The sequence below is a fragment of the Chryseobacterium sp. CS2K3 genome (genome assembly GCF_059515185.1).
The window spans coordinates 328,402-354,369 of sequence record NZ_JCAKRW010000005.1 but is presented as its reverse complement, the minus strand read 5'-3'; the positions used below and the strand labels follow the sequence as shown (position 1 = coordinate 354,369).

Annotated in this window: 20 protein-coding genes and 1 tRNA gene; 10 read left to right on the top strand and 11 right to left on the bottom strand. The window is 34.5% G+C overall.

What is annotated here, in order from left to right; all coding sequences use genetic code 11:
• Nucleotides 1–84: 84 nt before the first annotated feature.
• A complete protein-coding gene (locus AC5YGG_RS11190) occupies nucleotides 85–1,215 on the top strand; it encodes an alpha/beta hydrolase (RefSeq protein ID WP_496144576.1) in 1,131 nt (376 codons plus the stop codon).
• Between the two features lie 507 nt (nucleotides 1,216–1,722).
• Nucleotides 1,723–1,875 carry a bacteriocin-like protein gene (locus AC5YGG_RS11185; RefSeq protein WP_496144575.1) on the top strand — a complete coding sequence of 51 codons (153 nt, stop codon included), beginning with the start codon at nucleotides 1,723–1,725 and terminating at the stop codon, nucleotides 1,873–1,875.
• A gap of 9 nt (nucleotides 1,876–1,884) precedes the next feature.
• Here AC5YGG_RS11185 and menC read toward each other — a convergent pair whose 3' ends face one another.
• Both menC and fbp read right to left on the bottom strand, forming a co-directional pair.
• On the bottom strand, nucleotides 1,885–2,889 hold the full coding sequence (gene menC, locus AC5YGG_RS11180; protein ID WP_496144574.1) for an o-succinylbenzoate synthase: 1,005 nt from the start codon (nucleotides 2,887–2,889) through the stop codon (nucleotides 1,885–1,887).
• Entirely contained in the window at nucleotides 2,889–3,905 is a 1,017-nt protein-coding gene (gene fbp, locus AC5YGG_RS11175; protein WP_045499772.1) for a class 1 fructose-bisphosphatase, read from the bottom strand. Before fbp ends, menC begins: the two co-directional genes overlap by 1 nt.
• A 517-nt stretch (nucleotides 3,906–4,422) precedes the next feature.
• On the opposite strand from fbp, the gene AC5YGG_RS11170 reads away from it, so the two are divergent.
• The 3 genes from AC5YGG_RS11170 to AC5YGG_RS11160 all read left to right on the top strand — a co-directional run bounded on the left by AC5YGG_RS11170 (nucleotide 4,423) and on the right by AC5YGG_RS11160 (nucleotide 7,707).
• Nucleotides 4,423–5,661 carry an aspartate kinase gene (locus tag AC5YGG_RS11170; protein ID WP_496144573.1) on the top strand — a complete coding sequence of 413 codons (1,239 nt, stop codon included), beginning with the start codon at nucleotides 4,423–4,425 and terminating at the stop codon, nucleotides 5,659–5,661.
• A 22-nt stretch (nucleotides 5,662–5,683) separates the two neighbouring features.
• Nucleotides 5,684–7,525: a bifunctional lysophospholipid acyltransferase family protein/GNAT family N-acetyltransferase gene (locus tag AC5YGG_RS11165; protein WP_496144572.1), complete on the top strand. Its 1,842-nt coding sequence runs from the start codon at nucleotides 5,684–5,686 to the stop codon at nucleotides 7,523–7,525.
• A 109-nt stretch (nucleotides 7,526–7,634) separates the two neighbouring features.
• A tRNA-Phe gene (locus tag AC5YGG_RS11160) sits at nucleotides 7,635–7,707 on the top strand.
• 877 nt (nucleotides 7,708–8,584) lie between these two features.
• Here the strand turns inward: AC5YGG_RS11160 and AC5YGG_RS11155 are convergent.
• The 8 genes from AC5YGG_RS11155 to AC5YGG_RS11120 form a co-directional block, all read right to left on the bottom strand.
• Nucleotides 8,585–9,067: a hypothetical protein gene (locus AC5YGG_RS11155; RefSeq protein WP_496144571.1), complete on the bottom strand. Its 483-nt coding sequence runs from the start codon at nucleotides 9,065–9,067 to the stop codon at nucleotides 8,585–8,587.
• A 159-nt stretch (nucleotides 9,068–9,226) separates the two neighbouring features.
• Complete coding sequence (locus AC5YGG_RS11150) at nucleotides 9,227–9,604, bottom strand: hypothetical protein (RefSeq protein WP_496144570.1); 378 nt, start codon at nucleotides 9,602–9,604, stop codon at nucleotides 9,227–9,229.
• 73 nt (nucleotides 9,605–9,677) lie between these two features.
• Nucleotides 9,678–9,836, bottom strand: a complete 159-nt coding sequence (locus AC5YGG_RS11145) for a hypothetical protein (RefSeq protein ID WP_496144569.1) — start codon at nucleotides 9,834–9,836, stop codon at nucleotides 9,678–9,680.
• A gap of 159 nt (nucleotides 9,837–9,995) precedes the next feature.
• A complete protein-coding gene (locus AC5YGG_RS11140) occupies nucleotides 9,996–10,760 on the bottom strand; it encodes a LytR/AlgR family response regulator transcription factor (RefSeq protein ID WP_496144568.1) in 765 nt (254 codons plus the stop codon).
• 75 nt (nucleotides 10,761–10,835) lie between these two features.
• Nucleotides 10,836–12,158 (bottom strand): RagB/SusD family nutrient uptake outer membrane protein, encoded by a 1,323-nt coding sequence (locus AC5YGG_RS11135; protein WP_496144567.1) that lies wholly within the window; start codon nucleotides 12,156–12,158, stop codon nucleotides 10,836–10,838.
• A 12-nt stretch (nucleotides 12,159–12,170) separates the two neighbouring features.
• Nucleotides 12,171–15,500 (bottom strand): SusC/RagA family TonB-linked outer membrane protein, encoded by a 3,330-nt coding sequence (locus AC5YGG_RS11130; protein ID WP_496144566.1) that lies wholly within the window; start codon nucleotides 15,498–15,500, stop codon nucleotides 12,171–12,173.
• A 6-nt stretch (nucleotides 15,501–15,506) separates the two neighbouring features.
• Complete coding sequence (locus AC5YGG_RS11125; RefSeq protein ID WP_496144565.1) at nucleotides 15,507–18,092, bottom strand: zinc-dependent metalloprotease; 2,586 nt, start codon at nucleotides 18,090–18,092, stop codon at nucleotides 15,507–15,509.
• Between the two features lie 114 nt (nucleotides 18,093–18,206).
• On the bottom strand, nucleotides 18,207–19,802 hold the full coding sequence (locus tag AC5YGG_RS11120; RefSeq protein ID WP_496144564.1) for a sensor histidine kinase: 1,596 nt from the start codon (nucleotides 19,800–19,802) through the stop codon (nucleotides 18,207–18,209).
• A 398-nt stretch (nucleotides 19,803–20,200) separates the two neighbouring features.
• On the opposite strand from AC5YGG_RS11120, the gene AC5YGG_RS11115 reads away from it, so the two are divergent.
• The 3 genes from AC5YGG_RS11115 to AC5YGG_RS11105 are packed head-to-tail and all read left to right on the top strand — an operon-like array spanning nucleotide 20,201 to nucleotide 22,221.
• Nucleotides 20,201–21,376: a thioredoxin family protein gene (locus AC5YGG_RS11115; protein WP_496144563.1), complete on the top strand. Its 1,176-nt coding sequence runs from the start codon at nucleotides 20,201–20,203 to the stop codon at nucleotides 21,374–21,376.
• A 7-nt stretch (nucleotides 21,377–21,383) separates the two neighbouring features.
• On the top strand, nucleotides 21,384–22,010 hold the full coding sequence (locus tag AC5YGG_RS11110; RefSeq protein ID WP_496144562.1) for a DUF3575 domain-containing protein: 627 nt from the start codon (nucleotides 21,384–21,386) through the stop codon (nucleotides 22,008–22,010).
• A 4-nt stretch (nucleotides 22,011–22,014) separates the two neighbouring features.
• Nucleotides 22,015–22,221, top strand: a complete 207-nt coding sequence (locus AC5YGG_RS11105; protein WP_065398796.1) for a hypothetical protein — start codon at nucleotides 22,015–22,017, stop codon at nucleotides 22,219–22,221.
• Nucleotides 22,222–22,362: 141 nt separating this feature from the next.
• Here the strand turns inward: AC5YGG_RS11105 and AC5YGG_RS11100 are convergent, their stop codons facing one another.
• Entirely contained in the window at nucleotides 22,363–23,559 is a 1,197-nt protein-coding gene (locus AC5YGG_RS11100) for an exo-beta-N-acetylmuramidase NamZ family protein (protein WP_496144561.1), read from the bottom strand.
• Between the two features lie 4 nt (nucleotides 23,560–23,563).
• Between AC5YGG_RS11100 and AC5YGG_RS11095 the strand changes: the two genes are divergently transcribed.
• Together AC5YGG_RS11095 and AC5YGG_RS11090 are read left to right on the top strand one after the other, a co-directional pair.
• Complete coding sequence (locus AC5YGG_RS11095) at nucleotides 23,564–24,793, top strand: ABC transporter permease (RefSeq protein WP_496144560.1); 1,230 nt, start codon at nucleotides 23,564–23,566, stop codon at nucleotides 24,791–24,793.
• Nucleotides 24,794–24,917: 124 nt separating this feature from the next.
• Nucleotides 24,918–25,901 (top strand): PLP-dependent cysteine synthase family protein, encoded by a 984-nt coding sequence (locus tag AC5YGG_RS11090; protein ID WP_065396048.1) that lies wholly within the window; start codon nucleotides 24,918–24,920, stop codon nucleotides 25,899–25,901.
• The last annotated feature ends 67 nt before the right edge of the window (nucleotides 25,902–25,968 follow it).

Below are 25,968 nucleotides of genomic sequence, written 5' to 3'. Positions count from 1 at the left end.
TTAATTTCAACAGACAAAGTATTGTATCTCAGTATTTTTAATTACCTTTACAAAAACTAAAACCATCTTACCAAATTATTCCTCATGGCTGTTTATATCTTAAGCAATCGGAAAATCGTACGTCATAAAAGCGAAAAAGTAGATTCTTTTTCCAATGACGAATATTCAATCCCTAATTTCAGGATTGCAAAATGTGATTTTGAAAATTATAAAGAACCCACTGCACAAGTCAGAAAAGCAAAAAATTATACCAACAGAAATATTTTAGATTACCAACTTTTCTCTGAGCCTGAAAAACAAGGTTATGAAGATGTCCTTGAAGTTCTTCTAAGTGAAAAAGGAATTAAAAAATCTACACTTACAGCCAATAATCTTGGTGGCACTCAAAGAATGTTTTATGAGCTGTACAAAAATATGTCCGGCACAAAAGATAGGAGTGATGTAATGATATTCATTCATGGCTATGCTTATGATTTTGATGATGAGCTAAAGGCTATTATCGATCTTAAAAAATTATTCATTGATAATCCTGCATCTCCTGTAGAACACATACTATTTGTAAGCTGGCCTGCTTCAAGCAGTATCGTACCATTGACGTATTTTGATGATAAAGCATCAAGCATCAATTCCGGAACTTCTTTATTAAGACTTTTTTACTTTTACACTCAGTTTTTAAAGGATATTTTTTCCAATCGGGACCTTATGCCATGCAATCAGCGAATTCATCTTATGGCACATTCTATGGGAAACAGAGTTCTGCAAAGCATGTTGTACAGTCTTAAAAGAGAAAACATTCTCAGAGTAATTGATCAGGTAATACTTCTCAATGCCGATGTTACCTATAAAGTATTTGAAGATTCGGAGGAATCATTTAATAAACTTCCTTTACTTGCCAATCAGATTTCTATTTATCTGAACAGGCAGGATACAATCCTTGGAATATCCCAATTTACCAAAAATATCCTTACTCCACGACTAGGTAAAAATGGTCCCAGCAGTCTTGAATCTTACAAAGATATTGTATCCATTATCGACTGTACTTTTGTGAAGGATGATTTACTCACCGGACTAAAATTTGACATTGGAAACCATTGGGGGTATCTTTCCAGTTCACAGGTTCAATATGATATTTTTCAAAATCTATACGGAATCGACCGTAATCTTATCGCCAACAGAATTAAGAATAACGAAAATATATTTACAATTATTTCTTAACAATTCATAAAATAACGTTATAAAACAAACTCATATTAAAATTATTCACCCATTTTTGAAATGGCACAAATATTGCTATTTCAAATGTTAGAGAATTACAATTTTTTATCATGGAAAAGATTAAAGAAAAGTTTTCTTATGTACTAACCTATATAAAGAAAGCTATTTTTGTAAAAGATGAAATTTAGTATTAACACAAATCCAAAGAATTATGATCATTCGGTACTATGACTATTTAATCCCTTAAAAAACAAAGCGGAAAGAGTAAAATTCCTGCATCAGTTGTAGGAATTTATTTAGGGACACGCTAAAATTAAATAGATCAGAATTCAACATAAAACGTACAAGTTGGGAATAGTACCACATTTTATATTTCGGCCTTTATTTTTTCCAGATTTATTTCAATAAACAAGCCATATTTTTCACTGCTTACTATTCACAATATAAGCAAAATAAGGTATTGAAAGATCATTCAAATTTTACATATCCAATCTAAAAATTATTACTATGAAAAATTTAAGAAAATTAGAAAAAAGAGAATTGAAAACAATCAATGGAGGAAATATTCCTGTAGTCCCTATAGGCTGCAACAGCTGGGATGCGAAAGCCAGATGCTGCAGGGAATGGGATTGGGAGCATTCAAATAACCCAACTTGTTAATTCATTTATTTATTTTTTGAACCAAAGCAGCTCATTTCGAAGATCTAAGCTGGATTCAAAATTATTGACAAATAAAGCTCCAGTGCCTAATCCTTGAGGCATTGGATTTTTTTTAGTAAAAGTATATTGAGCAATGGCATTCAAACCAATATTACTTTCCAATGCAGAAGTGATCCACCAGCCAATATTCTGTTCTTCAGCCAGTGCAATCCATTCATCAGAACCGGCAAATCCACCTACCAGAGCTGGTTTTAGAATAATATATTGTGGTTGAATTGTTTCTAAAAGCTTTTTCTTTTCTTTTAAATCGGTAATTCCTATCAATTCTTCATCCAGAGCAATTGGAGTGGGAGTTGTCGTGCATAGTTCAGCCATATCATCCCAATGCCCGGCTTTGATAGGTTGTTCTATAGAATGAATATGTAAATCTGCAAGCTGTTGTAAAACGGTTACCGCTTCTTCTCTATTGAATCCTCCATTAGCGTCCACCCTTAATTCGAGTTGATCCTTAGAGAATTTTTCTCTCAGCTTTTGAAGAATGATATGTTCCGAGTTCCAGTCTACACCGATCTTAAGTTTAATACAGTGAAATCCTTTCTCCAGCTTTTCCTGAATCTGTTCTTCCATATAAACAGCATCTCCCATCCAGATCAACCCATTAATTGTAATAGCAGCTTTTCCTTCGGTAAATTCACTTGGAAAATAAAGATGTTCTCCATTTTTCAAGTTTTGAATAGCCTGTTCGTATCCAAACCATATCGACGGAAAATCTTTCAATTCTTCTTTTAAAATCTCTGGATTATGGGTAATATTTTCACAAAGCCACTTCAGTTTTTTTTCATAATCCGGTCTATCATCAAAACTCAGTCCTCTGAAAATAGCACACTCTCCTATTCCTTTGTTTCCGTTTTCCGAAATTTCGAGAATAAAGGTTTCCTTATCAAGCAAAACGCCGCGAGATGTTCCACTCGGGCGTTTGAATTCTAATAAATATTTTAAATACGATGCTTTCATTATTTTACGCTGTCAATACGCATAAATTCTTCTGCTTTTTCCACCATATCAATACTTCCGCAGAAAAACGGAATTCTCTGGTGAAGTTCTGTAGGTTCTACTTCCAGAATTCTTCTGAAACCATCTGTAGCTTTTCCCCCAGCCTGTTCTGCCAGGAATGCCATTGGATTACATTCATACAATAATCTTAATTTACCGTTTGGAGCTTGTGAATAGGAAGGATAAATATAAATTCCTCCCTTCAGCATATTTCTGTGGAAATCAGCTACCAATGAACCAATATATCTGGAAGTGTATGGACGATCACCTTCTTCCATCTGGCAATATTTAAGATAATTTTTAACTCCCTGAGGGAATTTGATATAATTTCCTTCGTTAATAGAATAGATTTTACCCGTTTTAGGGAAAGTCATATTGGGGTGAGAAAGATAATATGTTCCTAACGATGGGTCCAGTGTAAATCCGTTTACTCCGTTTCCTGTGGTATAAACAATCATGGTAGAAGAACCATAAATCACGTATCCTGCAGCAATCTGATTTACTCCTTTTTGTAAGAAATCTTCAAGCTGTACTGGTGTTCCCGGCTCGGTAACTCTTCTGTAGATAGAGAAAATAGTTCCTACAGAAACGTTTACATCAATATTTGAAGATCCGTCCAAAGGATCAATCAATACAACATACTTGCTCAGGTGTCCGTTTTCGCCACATTTGATATCAATGAAATCATCATTTTCTTCCGAAGCAATACCACAAACAACCTCTCTTTGAGACAAAGCTGTAATAAAAATCTCATTAGCAATTACATCAAGTTTCTGCTGCTCTTCACCTTGTACATTCTGATTTCCTGCAGCTCCTGTAATATCTACAATTCCGGCTTTATTTACTTCTCTGTTTACAACTTTGGAAGCCAATCTTATTGCACTCAAAAGACGGGAAAACTCCCCTGTTGAATACTGAAAATCGTCCTGTTTATCGATAAGAAATTCTCCTAAAGTCTGTAATGGCTGATTTGACATATTTTTCTTTTTACGTTTTCCCCAAATTTCGGAAAATTTATCACATTAAGAAAATTTAATTACAAAACACACTAACACCTGTTTATCAACACAATACACATTTAACTCAACATAATATTAAAGACGTGCCATTAATTCTTTTTACAAATTTATCGTTTCAAAAGAATGAAAATTTTAAAACTCACTTTGAGACAATACGCTCAACTTTAATTTAAAATTCTTTTTACAGAAAACAGTACAAGAAACTGATTTTAATCAATATAGCATAAAAAATGTATTTTTTTTCGTCATTTCATTTTAATTATTGGATTCGTAAAGATCTTTACTTAGAGTGTTATAAGCCAGCAAGCTTTAGTATTTCCACTGTTGCTTTCCTTCTACATTTAGATTATTTTAAGGAAATCTTAATTTCAACTGCGAGTCGGGCTATTTCATATCTCGTTGTAAATTTATAATTTTGACGTCCGTAAAAAACTCATGTCATTTTTTATCTAACAATTTTATTTTTAACAATTTAATGAAAATTTTCAAGTTTGGTGGAGCGTCTGTAAAGGATGCCGAGAGCGTAAAAAATGTGTCAATGGTTCTAAAAAGCCAGGGATTCGCCAAATGTTTGTTGGTCATTTCAGCAATGGGAAAAACAACAAATGAATTAGAAAAGGTTGTAGAGCTTTATTTCAGTAAAGATAATTATCAGCCTGAAATAAAAAAGATAAAACAAAAACACATCGAGATTGCGGACGGTCTGTTTCCTGAAAACCATGCAGTTTTTGCTGAAATCAATGTGTTTTTCGATGACATTGATTCTTTTTTAAGAAGAAACAAGTCTCCTAATTACAACTTTGTCTATGATCAGGTAGTAAGTTGTGGAGAAATGATTTCTACCAAAATTGTGAGTGAATACTTAAACGAAATTCAATTTACCAACCAGTGGCTTGACGCCAGGGATTATATCAAAACGGATAATTCATACAGAGAAGGTACGGTAGATTGGGTAAAAACAGAGGAGTTTATTTCAAGATTAAATCCTGAAATCTGCTATGTAACTCAGGGTTTCATCGGATCAGACGAGAATAACTTTACCGTAACGTTAGGAAGAGAGGGTTCAGACTACTCTGCTGCTATTTTTGCTTATTGTTTAAATGCAGAAACAATGACAATCTGGAAAGATGTACCTGGAGTAATGACAGGAGATCCCAGAAAATTCAGTGATGTATCTCTTCTTTCTAATATTTCTTACGAAGAAGCTATTGAAATGGCGTATTACGGTGCAAGTGTTATCCACCCGAAAACGTTACAGCCATTACAACAAAAAAACATTCCTTTCTACGTTAAATCCTTCGTGGATCCTACAAAAGAAGGAACAAAAGTGGGCGCTTCAGACAAAAATCAGCAGGAGGAATCTTATATTTTAAAAGAAAACCAGGCTCTGTTAAAAATTTCTACCAGAGACTTTTCTTTTATTGCAGAAGATCATATGAGCTTAATATTCGGGTATTTATCCAAGTATAAAATCAAAGTTTCTCTGATGCAGAATTCTGCTATTTCACTGGCATTATGTCTGGAGGATAAATTTAATCATATTGAAGAACTTAATGAAGAGCTTCAAAAAATTTTTAAAACTAAAGCAATTAAAAATGTATCTTTATTCACAGTAAGAAATGCGAAGATGGATCACATTGATAGATTTTACCACGAAAAAAATGTATTATTGGAACAAATTTCTAAGAATACGCTTCAAATGGTAACACAATAATATTAATTGCGACTAAACACACATGAGTTTAATTTCGAAAAACGATCTGATCAAAGCTTCCGGCTTAAGTAAAATTGGGTTTCTAAAGAATCCAGTAGCATCTGCCGTGATGAGCATTGCCAAAATAAACGAAGTAAATAAATTATACGACAAATTAAAAGATAAGGAAGGCAAAGACTTTTTCGACTCATTTGTAAGAGAAAGAAACCTAAGCTATGTAGCTTTTGAAGAGGATCTGGCAAAAATCCCGAAAACAGGACCATTTATCTTGGTATCCAATCATCCTCTGGGTGCTATTGACGGAATTCTGATGTGCAAAATCTTATCGGAAGTTCGTCCGGATTTTAAGGTGATGGGTAATTTCCTTTTGGAGAAAATAAAACCTATGGAACCCTTCGTAATTTCTGTAAATCCTTTTGAAAACAGAAAAGAAGCATACAGCAGTTCTTCAGGAATGCGTGAAACGCTTAAGCATCTGCAAAACGGAGGCTGCGTGGGTATTTTTCCGGCTGGAGAGGTTTCTAATAAAAATAATCCTTACGGAGAAATTTTAGATAAAGAATGGGAAAAAACGGCACTTAAGCTCATCAGAATGGCTAAAGTACCTGTAGTTCCTATGTATTTCCATGCGAAAAACAGCCGCTTATTTTATCAGGTGGCAAAACTTCATCCGAATTTACAAACATTGATGCTTCCGGCTGAAATGATGAATGACAGGGAAAAACCTATCAGAATCAGAATCGGAAGACCTATCACTGTAAAGGCAATGGATGATATGGAAACGATTGAAGAGCTTGGTGAGTTTCTGAAACGTAAGGTGTATATGATGAAATCTTATTATGAAAAGAGAAAATCCCTTGCACAAAGCATCAATCTTCAGAATTTATCGGTAAAATTCCCTTTATTAAAAGAAGAAAATATTGTTCAGAACATTATTGACGAAACTCCTTTGGAAGATATCGTGAAGGATGTTGACAAATTACGAGGAACGGATAAAATGCTTTTCAGCAATGGAAACTATGAGATCTACTTTACTACCTACGAAGAAATCCCTTCTATTATGAGGGAAATCGGACGTCAGAGAGAATTGACTTTCCGTGCTGTGGGTGAAGGAAGTAATCTTCCGTTTGACCTTGATGAGTATGATAAACATTACCATCATCTTTTCCTTTGGGATAATGGTGAGAAAAAACTGGCTGGTGCCTACAGAATGGCATTGGGTAGAGAGGTAATGAAAAAATATGGTGTTAAAGGCTTTTATACAAGTTCTCTTTTTGAATTTGAACAGGATATTCACCCTTTCTTTAAAAAGGTTATTGAAATGGGACGTGCTTATATTTGTCAGGAATATCAGCAGAAGCCTCTTCCACTTTTCCTTTTATGGAGAGGAATTGTACATGTCTGCCTGAGAAATCCGGATCATAAATTCCTGATGGGAGGGGTAAGTATCTCCAACAAGTTCTCAGAGTTTTCAAAATCACTGATGATTGAATTTATGCGTTCCAATTATTTTGACTCTGCAGTAGCTCAGTATATCACTCCAAGGAATGAATATAAGGTAAAACTGCGTGACAGAGATAAGAATATTTTCTTTGAAGAAATGGAATCTGATCTTAATAAGCTGGATAAAATTATTGATGATCTTGAGCCAGAATTAAGATTACCGGTTTTGATCAAAAAATATATTAAGCAAAATGCGAAAGTAATTGCTTTTAATGTGGATCCAAATTTTAATGATGCCATCGACGGATTGATGTATATTCGAATTAGTGATCTTCCGGAAAGTACGATCAAACCTGTATTGGAAGAAATGAGTGAACAGATTCGAAAAGAGCAGGAAAATAATCAGACTGATAATCAATAAGTTTTTCACCAAAAGTAAAAAAAGTACGATGAATACTTGCTTTGTATAGCAAAACATAGTACTTTTGCATCACTTTAAAACAACGAAGTAAGACAAACAAAAATACAATGGTTTCTTAGCTCAGTTGGTAGAGCAATGGATTGAAAATCCATGTGTCCCTGGTTCGATTCCTGGAGAAACCACTTTAAAACCTCTGATTATTCAGAGGTTTTTTTGTTTTTAATAATACCTTCTAAAAGAATATGCAGAAGTGAGAGCAACATAAAGCTTAACCTCTCTTTACAAAGTTAAAAAAGATTTCAATCTTTAATAAAGCATACCTTCTTTACAAAATATATTAACTTCTAAGGGATCAAGCGCAAAAGTTGTGGGGCTTAAAATATTTAGATCAGTTTAATTTTAAAATTTAACGCAAAGGATTTATATTATCTGGTGTTGTATTTTAGGAAGCAAAGCTTGAATCAATTGTATTGATTCTTTCTAAGCATACGCGTATCTACATCGCTTCATCAGCGACTTTTGTCGCTTTCTTAGCCCCCTTATCAATAATCAATTCCATCATGTCTTTGCGTTTATAGAAAATTTAAGTATAAAGCTTAGAGGAGTAAAAAGATAATTTATTTTTTTTTCAGATTAACCAAACTTTTTTCTTAGTCCCTAACTTTTGTGCTTGATCCCAAAAGTATAATATTGTGTTAATTTAACGCATAGTTTTTAGGATTTTATCCATATTTTTAAGGGTACTAAGAACGGAATCAATCAAATTGATTCTTTTGAAGCGAATGCATCTATATGAAACTTCTTTATCGATAATCTCGGACTTCTTAGTTTCCTAAAGTAAAGCATTTGAATCATCTTTTTTTGCCATTAGAGAATGATCTATGGTTTAATAAAAAGTATAGATTTTGTAGTAGTTCCCAACTTTTTCTGATTTGACATAAAATAATTTTGTGTTTGGGTGAGTGGAAGGCTTTGGTTTAGGCAAACAAAAGCCTTATTAAGTAGGTTGTTAGATTTATTCACCCTACCTTATTTCTAATAAATAAACCAATAAGTATATTAAAAAGGATTATATCCCTCCTTCTTTATATCAATATGATATTTTATCAATTGAGATAATTTTTTCTCTAATAAACTGCTAATAAATTGCATATCACTTCTATCAAATAAATATGCTTGTCGAACTATTGGATCATCTCCTTCATCTAAATAAACAAATAAAAATGACTCTTCAATATTTCTTGCTTCAATAACATAGAAGGGGCGATTTATTATTTTATTATTTTCTTGAAGCCATAATCTAGGCTCTTCTTGGAGCTCATGCTGATTTTCAAATATATTATATGTTAATACATAACATCGTTTTCCTGCAAGAAATAAAAGTTCTCTTAATGCTTTGGGAAATATATTCCCATTATTGTATATAGCTTCCAACTGTTGTATTTCAGAAAGAGAGAGAGGTTCAATTCTTCCTTCATATTCAATATTACCGGGTTTTGCTGCCGGATTATCTTGTAAATATTTTAAAAATTCTATATTCATAATGTTCTATTCTATTAATTTTAATACAGCATCCATATCTTCAGCTTCTATATGAGCTAAAAATTTAAATTCTATTTCTTTATTCTGAGAAATGACATATTAAGTAGGGGTTACTTAATTTCCTTAAAATATTAGATAAAATTGATAAAATATAAGGAATTACACTTTTGATCCACTTAGAGGTAGAGCTTCTAAGAAGTCCCTCCATCCTATTACAATTTCCTTAAAGTCCTGTAAAGGTATACTATTTACATATCCTAAAGTATCATCGTAAAAGTCTACTAAATTATCCCCCATAATAATATCTACTATTGCCGAATCACTATCAATTTCTAAGCTTGGATTATTAGATGCTTGAATTATATCAGGTAATAAAGAATTATTTATTTGTTCCACTGAATTCCAAGAATTTAAAAAAGAAGTTAAATATTTATTATTAGTAGTGACTATTTTACTTATTTTTTTACCAAAAGTCTCCCATTCATAAACTCTATTTTGAAAAGAAATGTTATATTGATTTATTATATTTTGATTCATTATTCAGTTATTTTTATAAATTTACTTAAAATTAGGGTAAGCTGATTTAATAACTCTATTATCAATATAAAATCTAATTTGTACTCACAATTCTATCGGGCTTAAAAGATGCTATTAATACTTCATACGGAATCTGAGTAGTTTTACCGTCTGTAGATTTCATATCCAGATAATAAAGAAACTGATCTTTTGCTAAGGTAACCCTTGAAGTCTTCATCAAAAACCTTTTCATTTTTTAAAGTATGAAACTCAAAATGATCCCGATAAGGAGATTTCAGGATTCCGGTTTCTTTTTCATTGACCAGGATTTTGTCTTTCTTTAACTGTATCTTTTGAGAGCAGATTAAAGAAGACATTACCTAAGATGAATAAGAATATTTTATAAAATACCTCAGCTATTCAGCCAGTTCAAACACTCAGCAATCTGCATTTTGCTAATAAAAATCTCAGTGTTCACTTCAGGTTCCGGAGAAAGCTTCAGTTCTACTTTTTGACTTGAATGCTTGATAATTTCTGTAATTGCTTCTTTATTAATGATGAATTTTCGATTCACTTTAAAGAAAACCTGTGGATTTAACTTTTGAATAATATCTTTAATAGTGTCATCATAGATGTAGGTATGATGATCCATTGTTGTCAGGAAAAGGTATTTTCCGGATGCAAAGAAGTAAGCTGTATTATTTTCATCTATAGACTTTAGCTTATTGCCTTCTCTTACCATAAAACGTTTCATCACCTCAGCATCTTCTCCCTGACGTAATGTGGAAATAGATTTCAAAACGGGTTCGGGATCAAAGTTATTCCGGATAGAAACAAACTTCTGTAATGCCTGATGCAGATCTTCTTCTTCAAATGGTTTTAAAAGATAATCTATTGTAAAATGTTTGAAAACCCTCATTGCATACTCATCAAAAGCTGTAATGAAGATGATAGGTGCGAAAAGTTCCACCTGCTCAAAAATCTCAAGGCTCATCCCGTCTCCAAGATGAATATCCATGAAAATAAGGTCTGCAGAATCGTTTTCGAAGAAGTCTATTGCCTTTTTTTTGGAACGAAGAACTACTGTTTCCGTCACGGGAACAATATTTTGCTTATCTAAAAGCTCTTTCAGATAATTAACAGCCAGCAGCTCGTCTTCGATTATGGCAATTTTCATAACAATGCAAAAGTACAAAAAAACCGCCAGAACGATTAAGCTCTGGCGGTTTCGAGGGTTTGTTAATATGAAGTGTTATAAATTAGGATTATTCTTTCTTGCACTTTGCGGATATGCTATCGTATATCTCACATCATTCTGCTCAAGAATATATTCTTTTCCACTGATTGTATGAATGATCTTTTTCTGGCTTGTTCTTTTAAGATCAAACCATCGCTGACCTTCCAGTGCGAATTCTCTAAATCTTTCGTCCAGAATAAAATTCATGAAATCGATAGTATTCATCGGAGCAACTTGGTTTTGCACTGATGCATATCCTTCCGGAGTATATCTGTTTTTTAAAACAGTTAATAAAGTTTCTTTAGCTTCATCAATTTTATTTAATTTCAATAAGGCTTCAGACTTGATAAAATACATTTCTGCCGTTCTGAAGCTTACTCTAAATTCGGAATCTCCTTTTTTAATAACATTATAACGATCTGAATCCTTTTCAAAATAAAGCCCAAATCTCTTATCTGTAGTTTTATTGTATGCTGAAATAAGTTCCGGAGCTGCATAAGATAAATTGTTCTTTACAGAACCATTGAATGCATTTTCCAAAGCCAGAATAGATTCTACAGAGGCATAATGATGGGGAGCTACGTTGGTTGTATTTAAATTACTTAACCCGTCTTTGATAGCAAGCACCTGCTGTGAATAATCCAGTGCTTTGTTCCAATCACTCTGATATAGTGCGATTCTTGCCTGAAATGCTTTTAAAGAAATTTTGGAAAACCTGTAGTTATTCCCTGTTGGCTGCTGTTGTTCCAGCATCAGACCTTCTGCTTTTGCAATATCAGCAAATACCTGATCATATACCTGCTGTACGGAAGAAGGTTTCAACACCTGCTCTACATCAATTTCCAAACTGATTGGCACTCCTTTGTCTGTAGATGCTGTAGCAGCATTATATTGCTTACCATACAAATTAACCAAATCAAAATATGAATAGGCACGCAATGCATATGCTTCAGCTAATATTTGTTGCTTTTCGGGAGAATCTGCCATCGTTTTACTTCCTTCATTGATAATCTGATTCAGGTAAAAAATGGTGGAATAGAATCTTACCCATGGATATTCTACTGTATTGGAATCATAACCTGTGTCTTTCCACATGGCAAGTTCACGGTTATAAGCAAATCCGCTGGCATTTTCATCCAGACTAAGTTCGTCTGTACGTAATGCTAATAGAGATTTATGCTCAGGGTATTTTGCATAAGCCGATGTAAGCACTTTTCTGTAATCGTCTACATTTACAGGAACTACTTTCCCTTCAGGCTGAATATCTAAAAATCTATCGCATCCTATGCTGGTAAAACTAAGAGCTGCCAATGCGATAAATGTTGTTATTTTTCTCATTTTTTTCAAGTTTTAAAAAGAAACATTAAATCCAAGTGTAACAGAACGGGAAATAGGCTGTGCATAAATATTTCCATAAGTTTCCGGATCGAAATATCCTTTGTATCCGTTACTGAATACGAAAAGGTTACGTCCTTCAACGCTCACTCTCAGATTACTTATTCCCATTGAGTTGGTAAATTGCTTAGGAAGCGTATATCCTAAACGGATACTACTGATTCTCACATAACTGATTTCCTTCGCCCAGATATCTAACAGATTGTAAACATTGTAGCTGTTATCTAAAAGCCATTTATTCCCCATCCATCCCGGGTTGCTATCTGCTTCAGGGCTGGTAATACCTGGAAGTGTAGTTCCAGCTTCATAGATCTCTCTTGTATAATTTCTTCCTCTATCCAGTTCCATTCCTTTATAGGACGGTGTTCTCATAACCATCTGCTTAAGGTTGAATGTTGCAGAAACTGTTACGTCAAAATCATGTATTTTAAAGGTATTGATGATACCTCCTGTAAATTTCGGGTCTCTGTCTCCTACATAGGTAAACAGATTCCTCACTTCTTCGTTTGAAAGTTTTGACTGAGCAAAATAACCAGGAAGGAAATCTGCATAGGGATCATACAATCCGAAGAAATCTTCAATTTTCACTTTTTCATTGCCTTTCCAGAACATTGGGTTTCCGTTTTCATCTATTCCTGCAGTTTTCAATGCAAAAATGGCATTTACCGGTAGTCCTTCTCTGGTAGGAAGACGGGCATTATCACGAGGTTGTTCACTCACCACATTACTTTTGTTATGCGCAAAGTTGATCGTGGTAGACCATTTGAAATTATCTTTATTGATATTTCTGGTAGAAATTGCCAATTCAAAACCTTTATTGGTAAGACTTCCCCAGTTTGCCATTGTATATTCAAATCCTGACTCCAGCGGAACTTCTCTCATACTAATCATATCCGTACCTTTTCTGTTGTAAACATCTGCTGTAAGATTGATTCGGTTTTGGAAGAAGCCCAGATCAATACCCAAATTGGTATTTGTTGTTTTTTCCCAACGAAGTTTGTCATTTGGAGGGCTGATCACGTTTATAACGTTCTCTTTTGTTCCTGGCAATATATTGGTATATCCATATTCCCCGATAAAGTATGGTGAAGTATTACGGTCAATATTCCCTTGTAATCCGTAAGAAGCTCTTAATCTAAGATTAGAAATCACAGGAATATTTTTCATAAAATTTTCCTTTGTCACCAACCAGGATCCGGACACTGCCCATATCGGTAAGTATCTATATTTTTTATTAACACCAAATAAATTAGTTCCATCATATCTTACACTTCCGAAGAAAGTATACTTCTGGTCATAGGTATAAGAAGCTGTAGCAAACATGGAAGCATAAGCATTTTCTACGCGAGGCATCTCACGGTACGTCTCATATTTCTTTTCTGCAGCATCATTGGAGCTTGGGAAAACAATTGGTGTTCCGGTTCTTGTGGCAGCATCATAACCAAATGCTCTGGTAAGCGTTGTATTATCATCCGTTTTACGGATTTCTGTTCCTGCCATCAAGTCAATTTCATGTACTGAATTGATTTTGGTATTGTATGTTCCCTGTACTTTCCAGTTGTATTGGAAGAACTCATTGTTCCAGTTTTGTTTTATCCCTCCTACAGGTAAGTAATAACGGTACTGTCCATCCTTATAATAACGTGTCCCTTCTCTGAATTTTCTTGTAAAATAAGTGTTTTCAGCAGCATATTTCTCCGTTTTATTGGTATCGTACTGAATTCCCAATTGTGAAGTAAATCTTAAGCTTTTTGAAACCTTATATTCTAAATCCAATATTGCTTTCAGAGAGTGGTTTTTCAGTGTATAATTTGTATTTTCTCTTTCCTCAAGGAAGTTGAACGGAACATATACATCTTTATAACCATCCATATCCTTATCATATCTGTAGCTTCCATCCGGGTTGTAAGGGGACAGATAAGGATTGGCATTTCTTGAATAATTAACAGGGCTTGCTGCTGCATCTGCATCTGTCATAAATGACTCCTTCTCACTTTGGGTACCAAAAATAGAGATTCCGGCATTTAATTTATCGCTTAGTTTATAATTATTCTTCAAGGTCAGGTTGTAACGTTTGAAACCTGTACCAATGGTTGTTCCTTCTTCATCGTAATACCCTAGAGAGAAGTAATAATCAGAACGGTCACTTCCTCCTGAAATACTTACTCCATATTGTTTATTTACTGCATTTCTGTACAGTAATTTTCCCCAATCGGTATTATTGTTTCTTAATGCATTAATCTGCTGACGAGTCAATGGATTCAAAGCATCAAAACCTCCGTTTCTAAAATCATCAAGCTGTTGGTTTTGAGTTAAAATTCTCATGACTTCTCCTCTATCAGCACGGTATGTCAACCCTGTATTTCTGGCAAGTGATAATTCAAGATCTACTTTTTCAGAAGCATTCATAAGATTAAGTTTATCAAAGTCCGGACGGGCTGTGATAAATGTATCTGCTGAAAAGTTCAGTTTCAGGGTTCCTTTTTTCCCTTTTTTAGTGGTAATGGAAATGACTCCATTGGCTGCTCTTGCTCCATAGATAGCTGTAGCAGCAGCATCTTTTAAGATCGTTATATCTTCAATATCATTCGGGTTCAGCCCTGCAATTGAAAAGTTCTGAAGCTGGTCTATATTATCTTTATCACTGAAGTTAGGCACATCGTTTCCTTCCAATGGAAGTCCATCAATTACCCATAACGGATCCTGAGGTCCCGAAAGAGATGCTGTTCCACGAATTCTGATCTTTGCCGGACTTCCCGGAGATCCTGTTTCAGGAGTCACTACCACACCGGCAATCTGTCCTGATAACATCTGGTCTACACTCGCAACCCCTGCCTGGCTAATTGCATCCATTTTAACGGTTGCAACTGCTGAAGTCTGCTTGCGTTTTTCGATCTTCTGATATCCTGTAATGATGACTTCCTGAATTTTGTTTTTATCTGAAATTTCAGGTGTCAGTCTTACTGTATAATTTGTTTTGTCTTCATTGATAAGAATCATCCTTGATTCATATCCCGGATAACTCACCAGAATAGATTTGGTATCTACTGGTATTTCCAATATAAATTTTCCGTCTTTATCGGCAACTGTACCTACAGATACACTTTCGATAATTCCGTCTAAATCGGTTTTTGTAGAAACAGATTGTGCTTCTATTTTTATAGATGCTCCAGCAATTACGCTGGAAGTGCTACCATCTTCTATCTTACCCGTAATCGTTTTCTTTTCCTGAGCAAAAGCAACCTGAGCAGCTAAAAGAGGTAAAAGTACTAGAGTTTTTTTCATTGCTGTTTATTTGTTTAAAGCCTCTTCAATACGAATGATTAAATCTGTGTAATGAGCTCTTGAAGCATCATCACCTTTGTATCTGGTTGTATTCAGTAAGTCCAGAACTTTTTGTAGTTCCGCTCTTTTATAAGTTGTCACTTCAGATACTCTTTTCATGGATGAATAATTAATGTTTCTAAGGTTTTTTCCTTCTTCATGATAGTTACAGATCAATGGCATCTGTAATGTTTCATCTGTCTTCAAACCTTTCACTGCTGTTTTTTCAAATAGTTTATTTACTGAAACAATCAGGGCATCTACATAATTCTTCTGTGCCATTTTTTCAAGAATCGTAAGGCTTCCTTTTTTGTTAAAAACTGCCTTTCTTACCTGATCAAACAGATTTTCTACGGTGTAAACCTCATCTTTTGAACCTGACATTTCATGTTTTAATTCATTTTCAAGGAGCCTTAGCAATCTGTCATCCATAAACAAGGAATAAATATTGGCATACTGCATTCCTCTTGCTAAAGTATAAGGTGCCTGCTCGAAAGGTCCCATTGGTGAATTTTTCACCGGATAGGTTTTTTCTGTAATCGGGTTGAAGAACAGCCATTCCGGAAGATTGATCGAGTTTTTCACCAGATAATCTACCGCTCTTCTCTGGGTTTCAGCAGGTACTGCTTCATAAGCTTTTTTCTTATTACCAAAAACAGTATTGTTCAGGTAAATACCTCCCACATTTGCCATCACATGTCCTGTATACAGATCCCATTGCCCGATAGTACCCATATATAATCTACCAGCATCCGTATAATCCTTACCATCTTCATAAGACCAGTTTAAAAGATTCTTGACTACCACTTTCAGGTTTTTCATTCCGTATTCGCTGGCTTTCATAGCATCATCTCCAAGGTCTTCAGACTGTGAACGCGGATCTATTGTTTCAAGGTAGCTCTGTTGCTCACCATAGAAATACATTGGATCGTCTTCATGCTTTTCTATCAGATTTCTCAATGCTTTTTTCTCCGCAAATTCGTCCGGATACCAACGGTAGCCCCATTCAATGGCATATTTATCATAGATTCCGATCTTTGGAGTAATAGCAGTAACACCATCTTCCGGCTGAGCTACATAATTGTAACGGGCATAATCCATGATGGACGGAGCTGTTCCCCCCATTTTATCAGTAAACTCTTTGGAACGAAGAGATTCTACCGGAAACGCAAAGGAAGATCCCATATTATGCTTCAATCCGAAGGTATGCCCCACCTCATGAGATGACACAAAACGAATAGCTTCCCCCATATATTCATCACTGAATTTATTTCCTCTCGCTTTCGGGTCTATAGGTCCTATCTGAATTCTCATCCATTCCTGAAGAGAAGTCATTACATTATGCCACCAGATGATATCTGCTTCTATAATCTCACCACTTCTCGGGTCTACTACTGATGGTCCCATCGCATTGGATTTAGGAGAGGCAGCATAAGTAATTACCGAATATCTTACATCATCAATATCAAAATCTTCATCTTTTTCGTCCGGCATTTTGGCAATTACAGCATTTTTAAAACCTGCCTGCTCAAAGGCAACCTGCCAGTCGTGAACACCTGCGATGATTTTTTCGCGCCACTGCTTTGGAGTTGCAGGGTCTATATAATAAACAATCGGTTTTTTAGGCTCTACCAGTTCACCTCTCAGATATTTTTCCTTATCTTCATCCTTAGGCTCCAGGTTCCATCGGGTAATGAAGAATTTCTCATCCATTTTCTGCTGACGGTCATTGAAGAACCAGTGTTTCTCAGAGAAAAACCCAACTCTCTGGTCAGCTACTCTTGGTTTCATCGGAACTTTAGGAAGTAATACAAGGTTCGTGGTCACTCCTAATGTTACAGGAAGATCTACCCCGCCTTCATTTACAGAAGTACTCAATTGGGATTTCACCACCAGGTTTTGAGGAAATGTTTTCACACCTTCTACATAGGAAAGGCTTGATTTTACCGATCCCCCAAGTCCTACATTGGCAAGAACATCATTAAAGCTTTTCTGATTTCCGTCAAAAATTTTATTCACCTTAATTGCCACAGAAGTGGAATCGTTGTTTTGAGCTTCAATATCAAAAACTTCAATGATAGATTCTGAGAAGTTATCCTTCACAGATTTGGTAATAGCATCATTTTTAGGAGATGATACTTTAGCTTCAGAAGTTCTTACCCAAACCTTTTTGGCAATTCTGTCACGGTGAAAAGAAATGATCTTATTCTCATAATTCATTCCTTTATTCAAACCAGCCTCATTCACCTGCATCGGTACCTGAGATAGTTTATTGACAACCAAAAACTGACGGTTCATCAAGCTGTCTGGAATTTCAAAATAAACATCTGTTTTTACCTGAATCGTATTAAAAAGTCCTTTCTTATAAGTTCCTTTCTTGATCAGTTCTTCAATTTTTTTTGATTTTTTTGATGATGAAATATCTGCTTTTTCAGTTTTTTCCTTGGTCGTTTTTACAGTGTCTTTCTTCTGTGCAAGTACCGCCGGCGATGCCATGGCAAGTCCAAGATACAGTGCAAGCCTGTAATTCTTCATTAAAATAGTCCGATTCATTCCAAATAGTAAATATCTTAGTTTCAGCTGGCAAAGCTAGAGGTATAGCGACTTATATAATGGGTTTTAGGGAGTGAAAGGTTAATTTTCGGGAGTGAATGGATTTTTTCAATTTCACTTCATTAACGGTAAAAAACATATGAAATAATCACCATCTACTGAAATATGAAGCATATTATTTTTAAAATATTCATAAATTTGGTTCAAATAATCAATTCCGAATTTCTCCCCCTGCACGGCTTCTTTTTTAGGCTGAAAAGTATTTTTTACTGTAACCCCTTCCTCTTCTACAATGATGATGATTTCCATGGGCTGATCAATCGTGGCAACATTATGTTTTATAGCATTTTCCATTACAATCTGAAGCGATAAATAAGGAATGCGCTTTTCTAAACTCTCTGGACATGTTATATTCAATTCAAAATGTAATTCTTCATCAAATCTGCTTTTCAGGAGATCCATATATTTTTTGATAAAATCAATTTCTTTTGATACAGGAACTATATTTTCCTTTGGAGGAACAATGAGATATCTGTATATTTTAGAAAGATTCATCGTAAACTTCTGAGCATTTTCTTTATTGATTCCTATTAACATATAAAGAGAATTCAAAGAGTTGAATAAAAAATGTGGATTAATATTATTCTTAAGCTGTTGAAGCTGATTGATGACTTCCGCTTTATGCATTTTCTCATTTTCAATCAGTAAAAGGTTTTTTTCAGACTGAATTTTTTCTTTTTCTTTATATGCAATATTGGAAGACCTTTGAAACAGGAAAAAGACAGTAACAATAAGGAATAAAGCTGCCAGAAATATAAACACCGTATACTTTTTCACCTTATTTGTATTTTCATCAATAATAAAATTAACGTGATTTACTACAGTATATCCATCAAAATTATCTGTTTTTAAAGGTTTTATAAACCGGGTAACCTCCACTCCAAGATACTCGGAAATGGCAATTTCTTTGGTATAACCTGTTTGGGTAATGCTGATTAAAGTATCTTTTGGCTTAATATCTGTAAACTCGAAAATATTCTTTCCAAGGTATTTCTTTTCAGGATGAGTAATACAGATTCCTTCCTTTGTAAAAACATAGGCATAAGTATTTGAACTTTTATCTACATTGATGAAATATTGGTGGAGATCATCCAAACTTACGGTAGAGCCATAATACAGCATATTTTTATCTGGAAGTACAAGAGAATCATAGCTCATCCAATAGATACTGTCTTTACGAGTCCTCAGAAGATCTTTAAAATGTCCCGGACCATTATTTTTTATAATGATGGAACTATCAGGGTTTTCTCTGTTTCTGAAAAGATCAGCTAATGGATTATTACTTTCCGGCTTTCCGGTTCCGTTATTTTGATAATAATACCAGCTATATGTTAAAAGATTTCTTTTTTTATTTAAATCATTTAAAACCAGAGAATAGTCTTTATAATTCTTCAATCCGTCCTTTTGAATCAGTGCCCGCAGCAAATACTGATAATCCTCAATATTCCTGAATTCATTTTCAACCGATTCATACTTCCTGAAAAACGTTTTTTTGGCAAAATCTTCAGTATTTTTACGATTGTCTTCAGTGATTAAAAGACTTAAAACAGCAAAAGCCACCACAGCAATTAAGCAGGCAGATAAGGCAGCGATATAAACAGATTTTTGGGATAAGGCGTGTTTAAAACTAATATTCAATTTCTTCTGCATTCATATTATCACAAAAGAAAACCTGGCAATATGTGAAATAAAGCCTACATTTTTACAATCTCTTTTGTGGATAATTTATTAGTTTGCAAAGATATAACAAACATCTGAGGACCATTTGGTGAAATAATTTTATCTTAAAATTCATGTTCAATACCGCTTTTACAGCTATAAAAACTTCAGAATAAAATCATTTTATTTCTAAACTGATGATATACAACACCTTTAACAGACTTAAATTTTCATGAATTATAAAAAATTAATCACACTACTGAATCAGCAGAAAAGCATAGAACAACAATCTCATAAGTCTTAAATTTAGTTAATATCACTATCAAAACACGAGTTAAGGCTTTTATATTTTGAAAAATAATTATCTTCGCTTCAAATCTTATTTGAAAATGAAGAAGATCATCTCCGGGATATCTATTTTTTGTGCTATCGTTATTTCTGCTCAGGAATCTATTCAGTTCCAAGACCTACCTTTCAAAGATATTATTGCAAAAGCCAAGAAGGAAAAAAAATTGGTTTTTATTGATGCCTATGCTTCGTGGTGTGGTCCATGCAAAATGATGGAGAAAAATGTCTTCACTCAGAAAGCTGTTGGAAATTATTTCAACACCAATTTCATCAATGCCAGATTTGATATGGAAAAAGGTGAAGGAAGAGATATTGCCTCAAAATTTGGAGTTCGTTCTTATCCTACTTATCTTTTTCTAAACGGTGAAGGAGAACTTGTTTCCAGAAATTCAGGTTATATGGAAGAGGGCATTTTTGTGGCAATGGCTCAGGATATTAATTCTCAGGGAGGAAAAGGAGGATCTCTGAAAGATAGATTTGCTAAAGGAGAAAAAGATCCTGCATTTCTTATCAATATTATGAAGCTTAATTCTGATAGTGATTATGAATTCGCTAAAAAAGCTTCCGAAAGATATTTTGAAAATAAGAAGAGCACTGAAGAACTTACTAAAGACGAAATAGGATTATTACTATACTTCCTGAAATCTATGGAAGATCCCAATTATAAAACCTTTAGTTCAAGAAAAGCTGAGATCATTAAGTTCCTTCCTGAAGAAACTTACAAAGAATTCGATGCTCAATTGAAATTAGCAAAAATAGCAGACCAATCCATTGATGATAAAAATAAAAAAATCAACGATGAATACTTTTTGAAGGCTGCTGAACCATTGGTTGGAAAAGAGGTTGCCATTACAAAACTGAATCAAACAAAGCTAAGCTACTATGAGAGAAATGCCAATTTCCCAGAATATGAGAAAGCAGCTTTAGACTATTATAAAAATTCAGAAGCATTCAATCCTGAAGAGCTGTTAAGAGCGGCATGGGTGTTTGCAGATCATGTAAAAACGCCTTCTTCATTAAAAAAAGCAACCGAATGGGCTGAAAAATCCGTTATGAGAGGAGAAAATTCTGAGAACACCTATATTTTAAGTAAGCTGTATTTGTTAACGGGAAATAAGGAAGTAGCTCAAAATTATGCTGAAATGTCTAAAAATTTAGCAGCTCGAAACGGCAAAGATTCTAAACTAGCAGAAGAATTATTAAAGCAAATAAAATAACACATTGATGAAATACAGAGTATTAGCGAGTGCACTGGCGTTCCTTTCAATAGGATCGTTACATGCTCAGGAGCAGGAACAAACTGGGGAAAAAAGTTTATATGTAAAGGGAAATGCTCTTTTACTGCCAATCGGTATTATTAATTTGGGTGTAGAAAAACAAATCAGTCCGAAATATACTATTCAGGGGGATGTTTTTGTCTCACCATGGAAGTCATTTGCAGGACATGAATTACAATTTTATTCTGTATCTGCAGAAGGAAGATATTACTTCAATGAGGCTTTTAAGCATTGGTATGTGGGAGCTAATTTATCTTTTGCAGCCTATAACCTTCAAAAATGGAACTATTGGAATGATAATTTGCATGTAAAAGATGATGGAGAAGTTTTCATCAATTCCAATCTCTATCAAAAAGGATTTTCTATTATGCTAGGAATTACAGGAGGTTATCAGTTCCAGTTATCAGAACGTTGGAATCTTGATCTTTATGCAACTATCGGAACATCTCAAGGCTTCTATAAAGGCTATGATCGTACTACAGGAAAACGCTACGACGGACAAGAAGGTCTTAACAGAAGTGGTGAAATTATCCCTTACAGAGGCGGTGTTATGATCTCTTACAAATTCAAATAATACAATGAAACCATTCGGAAAAAATCATATTATCATTTCAGTGATCACTTTTGTGATCCTTTTTTTAATGAACTATCTGGGAAATGATCTTCCAGATAAATTGCAGAGAGCTTTATTAACGGCTTTTGCAGGAGTAGTAGGTTTAACAATCGGATTATTTATATTGAATAAGGGCAAAAATGACAAAAACCCACCCCAAAATTTTGATTAAAAAAGTCGGGAGTTGGAAGCGTGAAGCTGGAAGTTACTTTCAGACGTATACTACTAAAATGACTTTTAAAAGAAAAGAGTCATTTTTTTTATGACCTTGATAAGCTGCAGCTCCCATCTTCAAACTTCAGGCTCGTCTTTATTAATCTTCATAAACCACATATCGGGTTCTGATTTTCTCAAAACTCTCTAAATCTTTTTTCCATGAAGCCTTAATTTCCGGAATTGGTTTTCCAGCAATAATCTGCTTTCTGAATTCATCAGTTCCGGACAAAGTATCAAACCATAAATTCTTCAAAAAGAAATCCATTTCAGGATTTTTATAATTTTTATAGGCTTTGATCACCCATTCCAAGTTCAATTCTCTTAAATCATTAGGATAATCGGAAAGATTTTCGCCATAGCATAGTTTTCCGTTTAGAAAAGGATCTTTTGCCCCATAACTTGGCTGAGGTGTAAACTTGTATGGCAAACCTTGCGTCCAGGGAGAACCATAAATCTGGAAAGGCTGGTCTGTACCTCTTCCGACAGAAACCTGAGTTCCTTCAAAAAAGCAAAGACTTGGATATAAATTAATTGCTTTATCATTAGGTAAATTAGGTGATGGCTTATCCAGCATCGGATAACGTTGCTTTTTATGATAGTTTTTCATCGGAATTAAAGTATACTTAGCCTGAACACCATTTTTCAGCCACTTTTCACCATTCACCATTTTTCCGTATTCTCCAATGGTTAATCCATAGACTACAGGTACTTCGTGCATTCCGACAAAACTTGCCCATTTTTTTCTTAGAACCGGTCCGTCAGTATAACCATCATGTGGATTTGGACGATCCAGTACCATTACTTCAACATTATTTTCAGCTCCTGCTTCCATTAAATAGGTTAACGTAGAAATATAAGTATAGAATCTTACTCCCACATCCTGAATATCAAAAACAACAAGATCTATTCCTGCCAGTTGCTCAGGCTTGGGCTTTTTATTGCTTGCATATAAAGATACGATTGGAATTCCAGTTTTCACATCTACTCCATTCTTCACTTTAGCTCCGGCGTCAGCATCACCTCTGAAACCATGCTCAGGAGCAAAAATAGATTTAATCTTCACTCCGTTTTTCACTAAAAAATCTACCAAATGAGTCCTGTCACTCATTAAGCCTGTCTGATTCGTCACTACCCCGATTGTTTTCCCTTTTAAAAGTGGTAAATAGACCTCAGGCTGATCCGCTCCCGTTTTAAAAACTGCTGGATCTTGAGTTTGAGAATAATATTGATTGAATACTCCTAAAAAAATTAGGCAAATCAGAAGTAAATTTTTAATTTTGAAATCTAAATTCATAAGCTTGAAGTTTCCTTTATATTTCTCTAGAAAAATAGCATTTTCCAAAGATAACAAAAATAACCTATCAAGGGTTATCATCTTCATTGGCAGGCTTTCTGTAGCGTTGGGGATCATTGTTTCCCTGATTACTGTAGCCACCGGATTCGGCTCCAAAAAAGCTATTAAGGAAAGGCTCGCAGATTTCAGCGGACACATTACCGTAAGGTCTACCCGATCAAATTCTTCTTACAATACTTCTGTTCTTGATAAGGAAGGATTGAATATGGCTAAGATCAAGGAACTTCCTGATGTAGAAAATACCCAGAAATATGTAACGGTGACCGGAATTATGCGTAATGAACATAATTTTGCAGGAATTATATTTAAAGGGGTTGGAAAGGATTTTGACAGTTTAAGATTTAAAAAATTCCTTCTTGCCGGTACTACTCCAAAGGTTACAGAAATAGGCTTTAACAATGATGTTGCTATTTCACAAAAAATTGCTAATGATCTTCACATGAAAGTAAATGACAGTATCGTTACGGTATTTTTAAAAGCAGATCAAAAACCACTTTACCGTAAATTCAAGATTGTAGGGATCTATAGAACTGATATTAAACTCATTGACGAGCAGTTCGTTATTGGAGGAATCAATCATGCAAGAAAAATTCAGGATATGAAGGCGGATGAGATTGGTGGAATTGATATCTTTCTTAAAAACATCAACGATATTGATAAAGATTTTCCAGATATTGAAAAACTGATCGGGTATAAAAACTATGCTGAAAAAGCTACTGAAAAATTCCCGCAGATCACCGACTGGATCAGTATTTTTGACACGAATATTGCATTGATCATTATTATTATGCTCATCGTAGTGGTTATTAATATTATTATGGTTCTTCTTATTCTTATTATTGAAAGAACCAATTCTATTGGATTGCTTAAGACCTTAGGAGCAAGCAATGCTCAGATTAGAGCTACCTTCATCAATTATACTTTAATCATTATGATTCCGGGACTTTTGTATGGAAATGCTATAGGCTTAGGACTTATTTTGATTCAAAAATTCTTTGGAGTTATTAAGCTTAATCCTGAAAATTATTATGTAAGTACAGTTCCTGTAGATCTTAATCCTATTGCAATAATTTCTATTTCATTAGGGATTCTGCTTATTTCAGCTCTTGCTTTGATTATACCAAGTTATCTGATCAGTAAGATTTCTCCGGTGAAAGCAATCAAATATAATTAATAGGCTGAACTCAACATTTATTATAAAATTGAATTTATACTCAATTGCTGTAATTTTATCTACAAATTATCCAAAGCATAGATAATTTTAAAAGCATTATCTTTGCATCGCTTATAAAACATTTATGAAATACGCAAAAAATATCCTTGAAACTATAGGTAACACACCGTTGGTAAAGCTTAACAATGTATTAGGTGAAGATTTTCCAGCATTAGTTTTAGCAAAAGTAGAGACATTCAATCCTGGGAATTCTGTAAAGGACAGAATGGCTCTTAAAATGATAGAAGACGCCGAAAAAGACGGTAGATTAAAACCTGGAGGAACCATCATTGAAGGGACATCCGGAAATACAGGAATGGGATTAGCATTAGCTGCGATCATCAAAGGCTACAAATGTATCTTTGTAACGAATTCCAAGCAATCTAAAGAAAAATGTGATATTCTTCGTGCTGTAGGTGCTGAGGTAATTGTTTGCCCTACAGACGTAAAACCTACAGATCCACGTTCTTATTATTCAGTATCCAAAAGATTAGCTAAAGAAACTGAAAACGGATGGTATGTAAACCAATACGATAACTTATCCAACAGAACAGCTCACTACGAGTCTACCGCTCCTGAGATCTGGGAACAGACGGAAGGAAAACTGACTCACTTTGTAGCAGGTGCCGGAACAGGAGGTACTATTACAGGATGCGGAACATTCTTCAAGGAAAAAAATAAAGATATTAAAGTAATCGGTGTAGATACTTACGGTTCTATCCTAAAGGAATTCCACGAAACCGGAGAGCTTCATTATGATCACGCTTACACTTATATTACTGAAGGAATTGGTGAGGATATCATTCCTGAAAATTATGATATGTCTGTAATTGATCATTTCGAAAAAGTAACGGATAAAGACGGAGCGATCTATGCAAGAAAGCTGGCTAAAGAAGAAGGTATTTTCTGTGGTTATTCTGCGGGAAGCGCTATTGCTTCATTGGTTCAGATGAAAGATCAGTTTACGAAAGACGACGTTATTGTAGTTTTACTTCACGACCACGGATCAAGATATGTAGGAAAAATCTACAATGATGAGTGGATGAAGGAAATGGGTTGGCTAGACTAAAAAAACAGGAAGACAGAAATTATCATTTCGTCAGCATAAAAAAAGGAGCAAAAATTTTGCTCCTTTT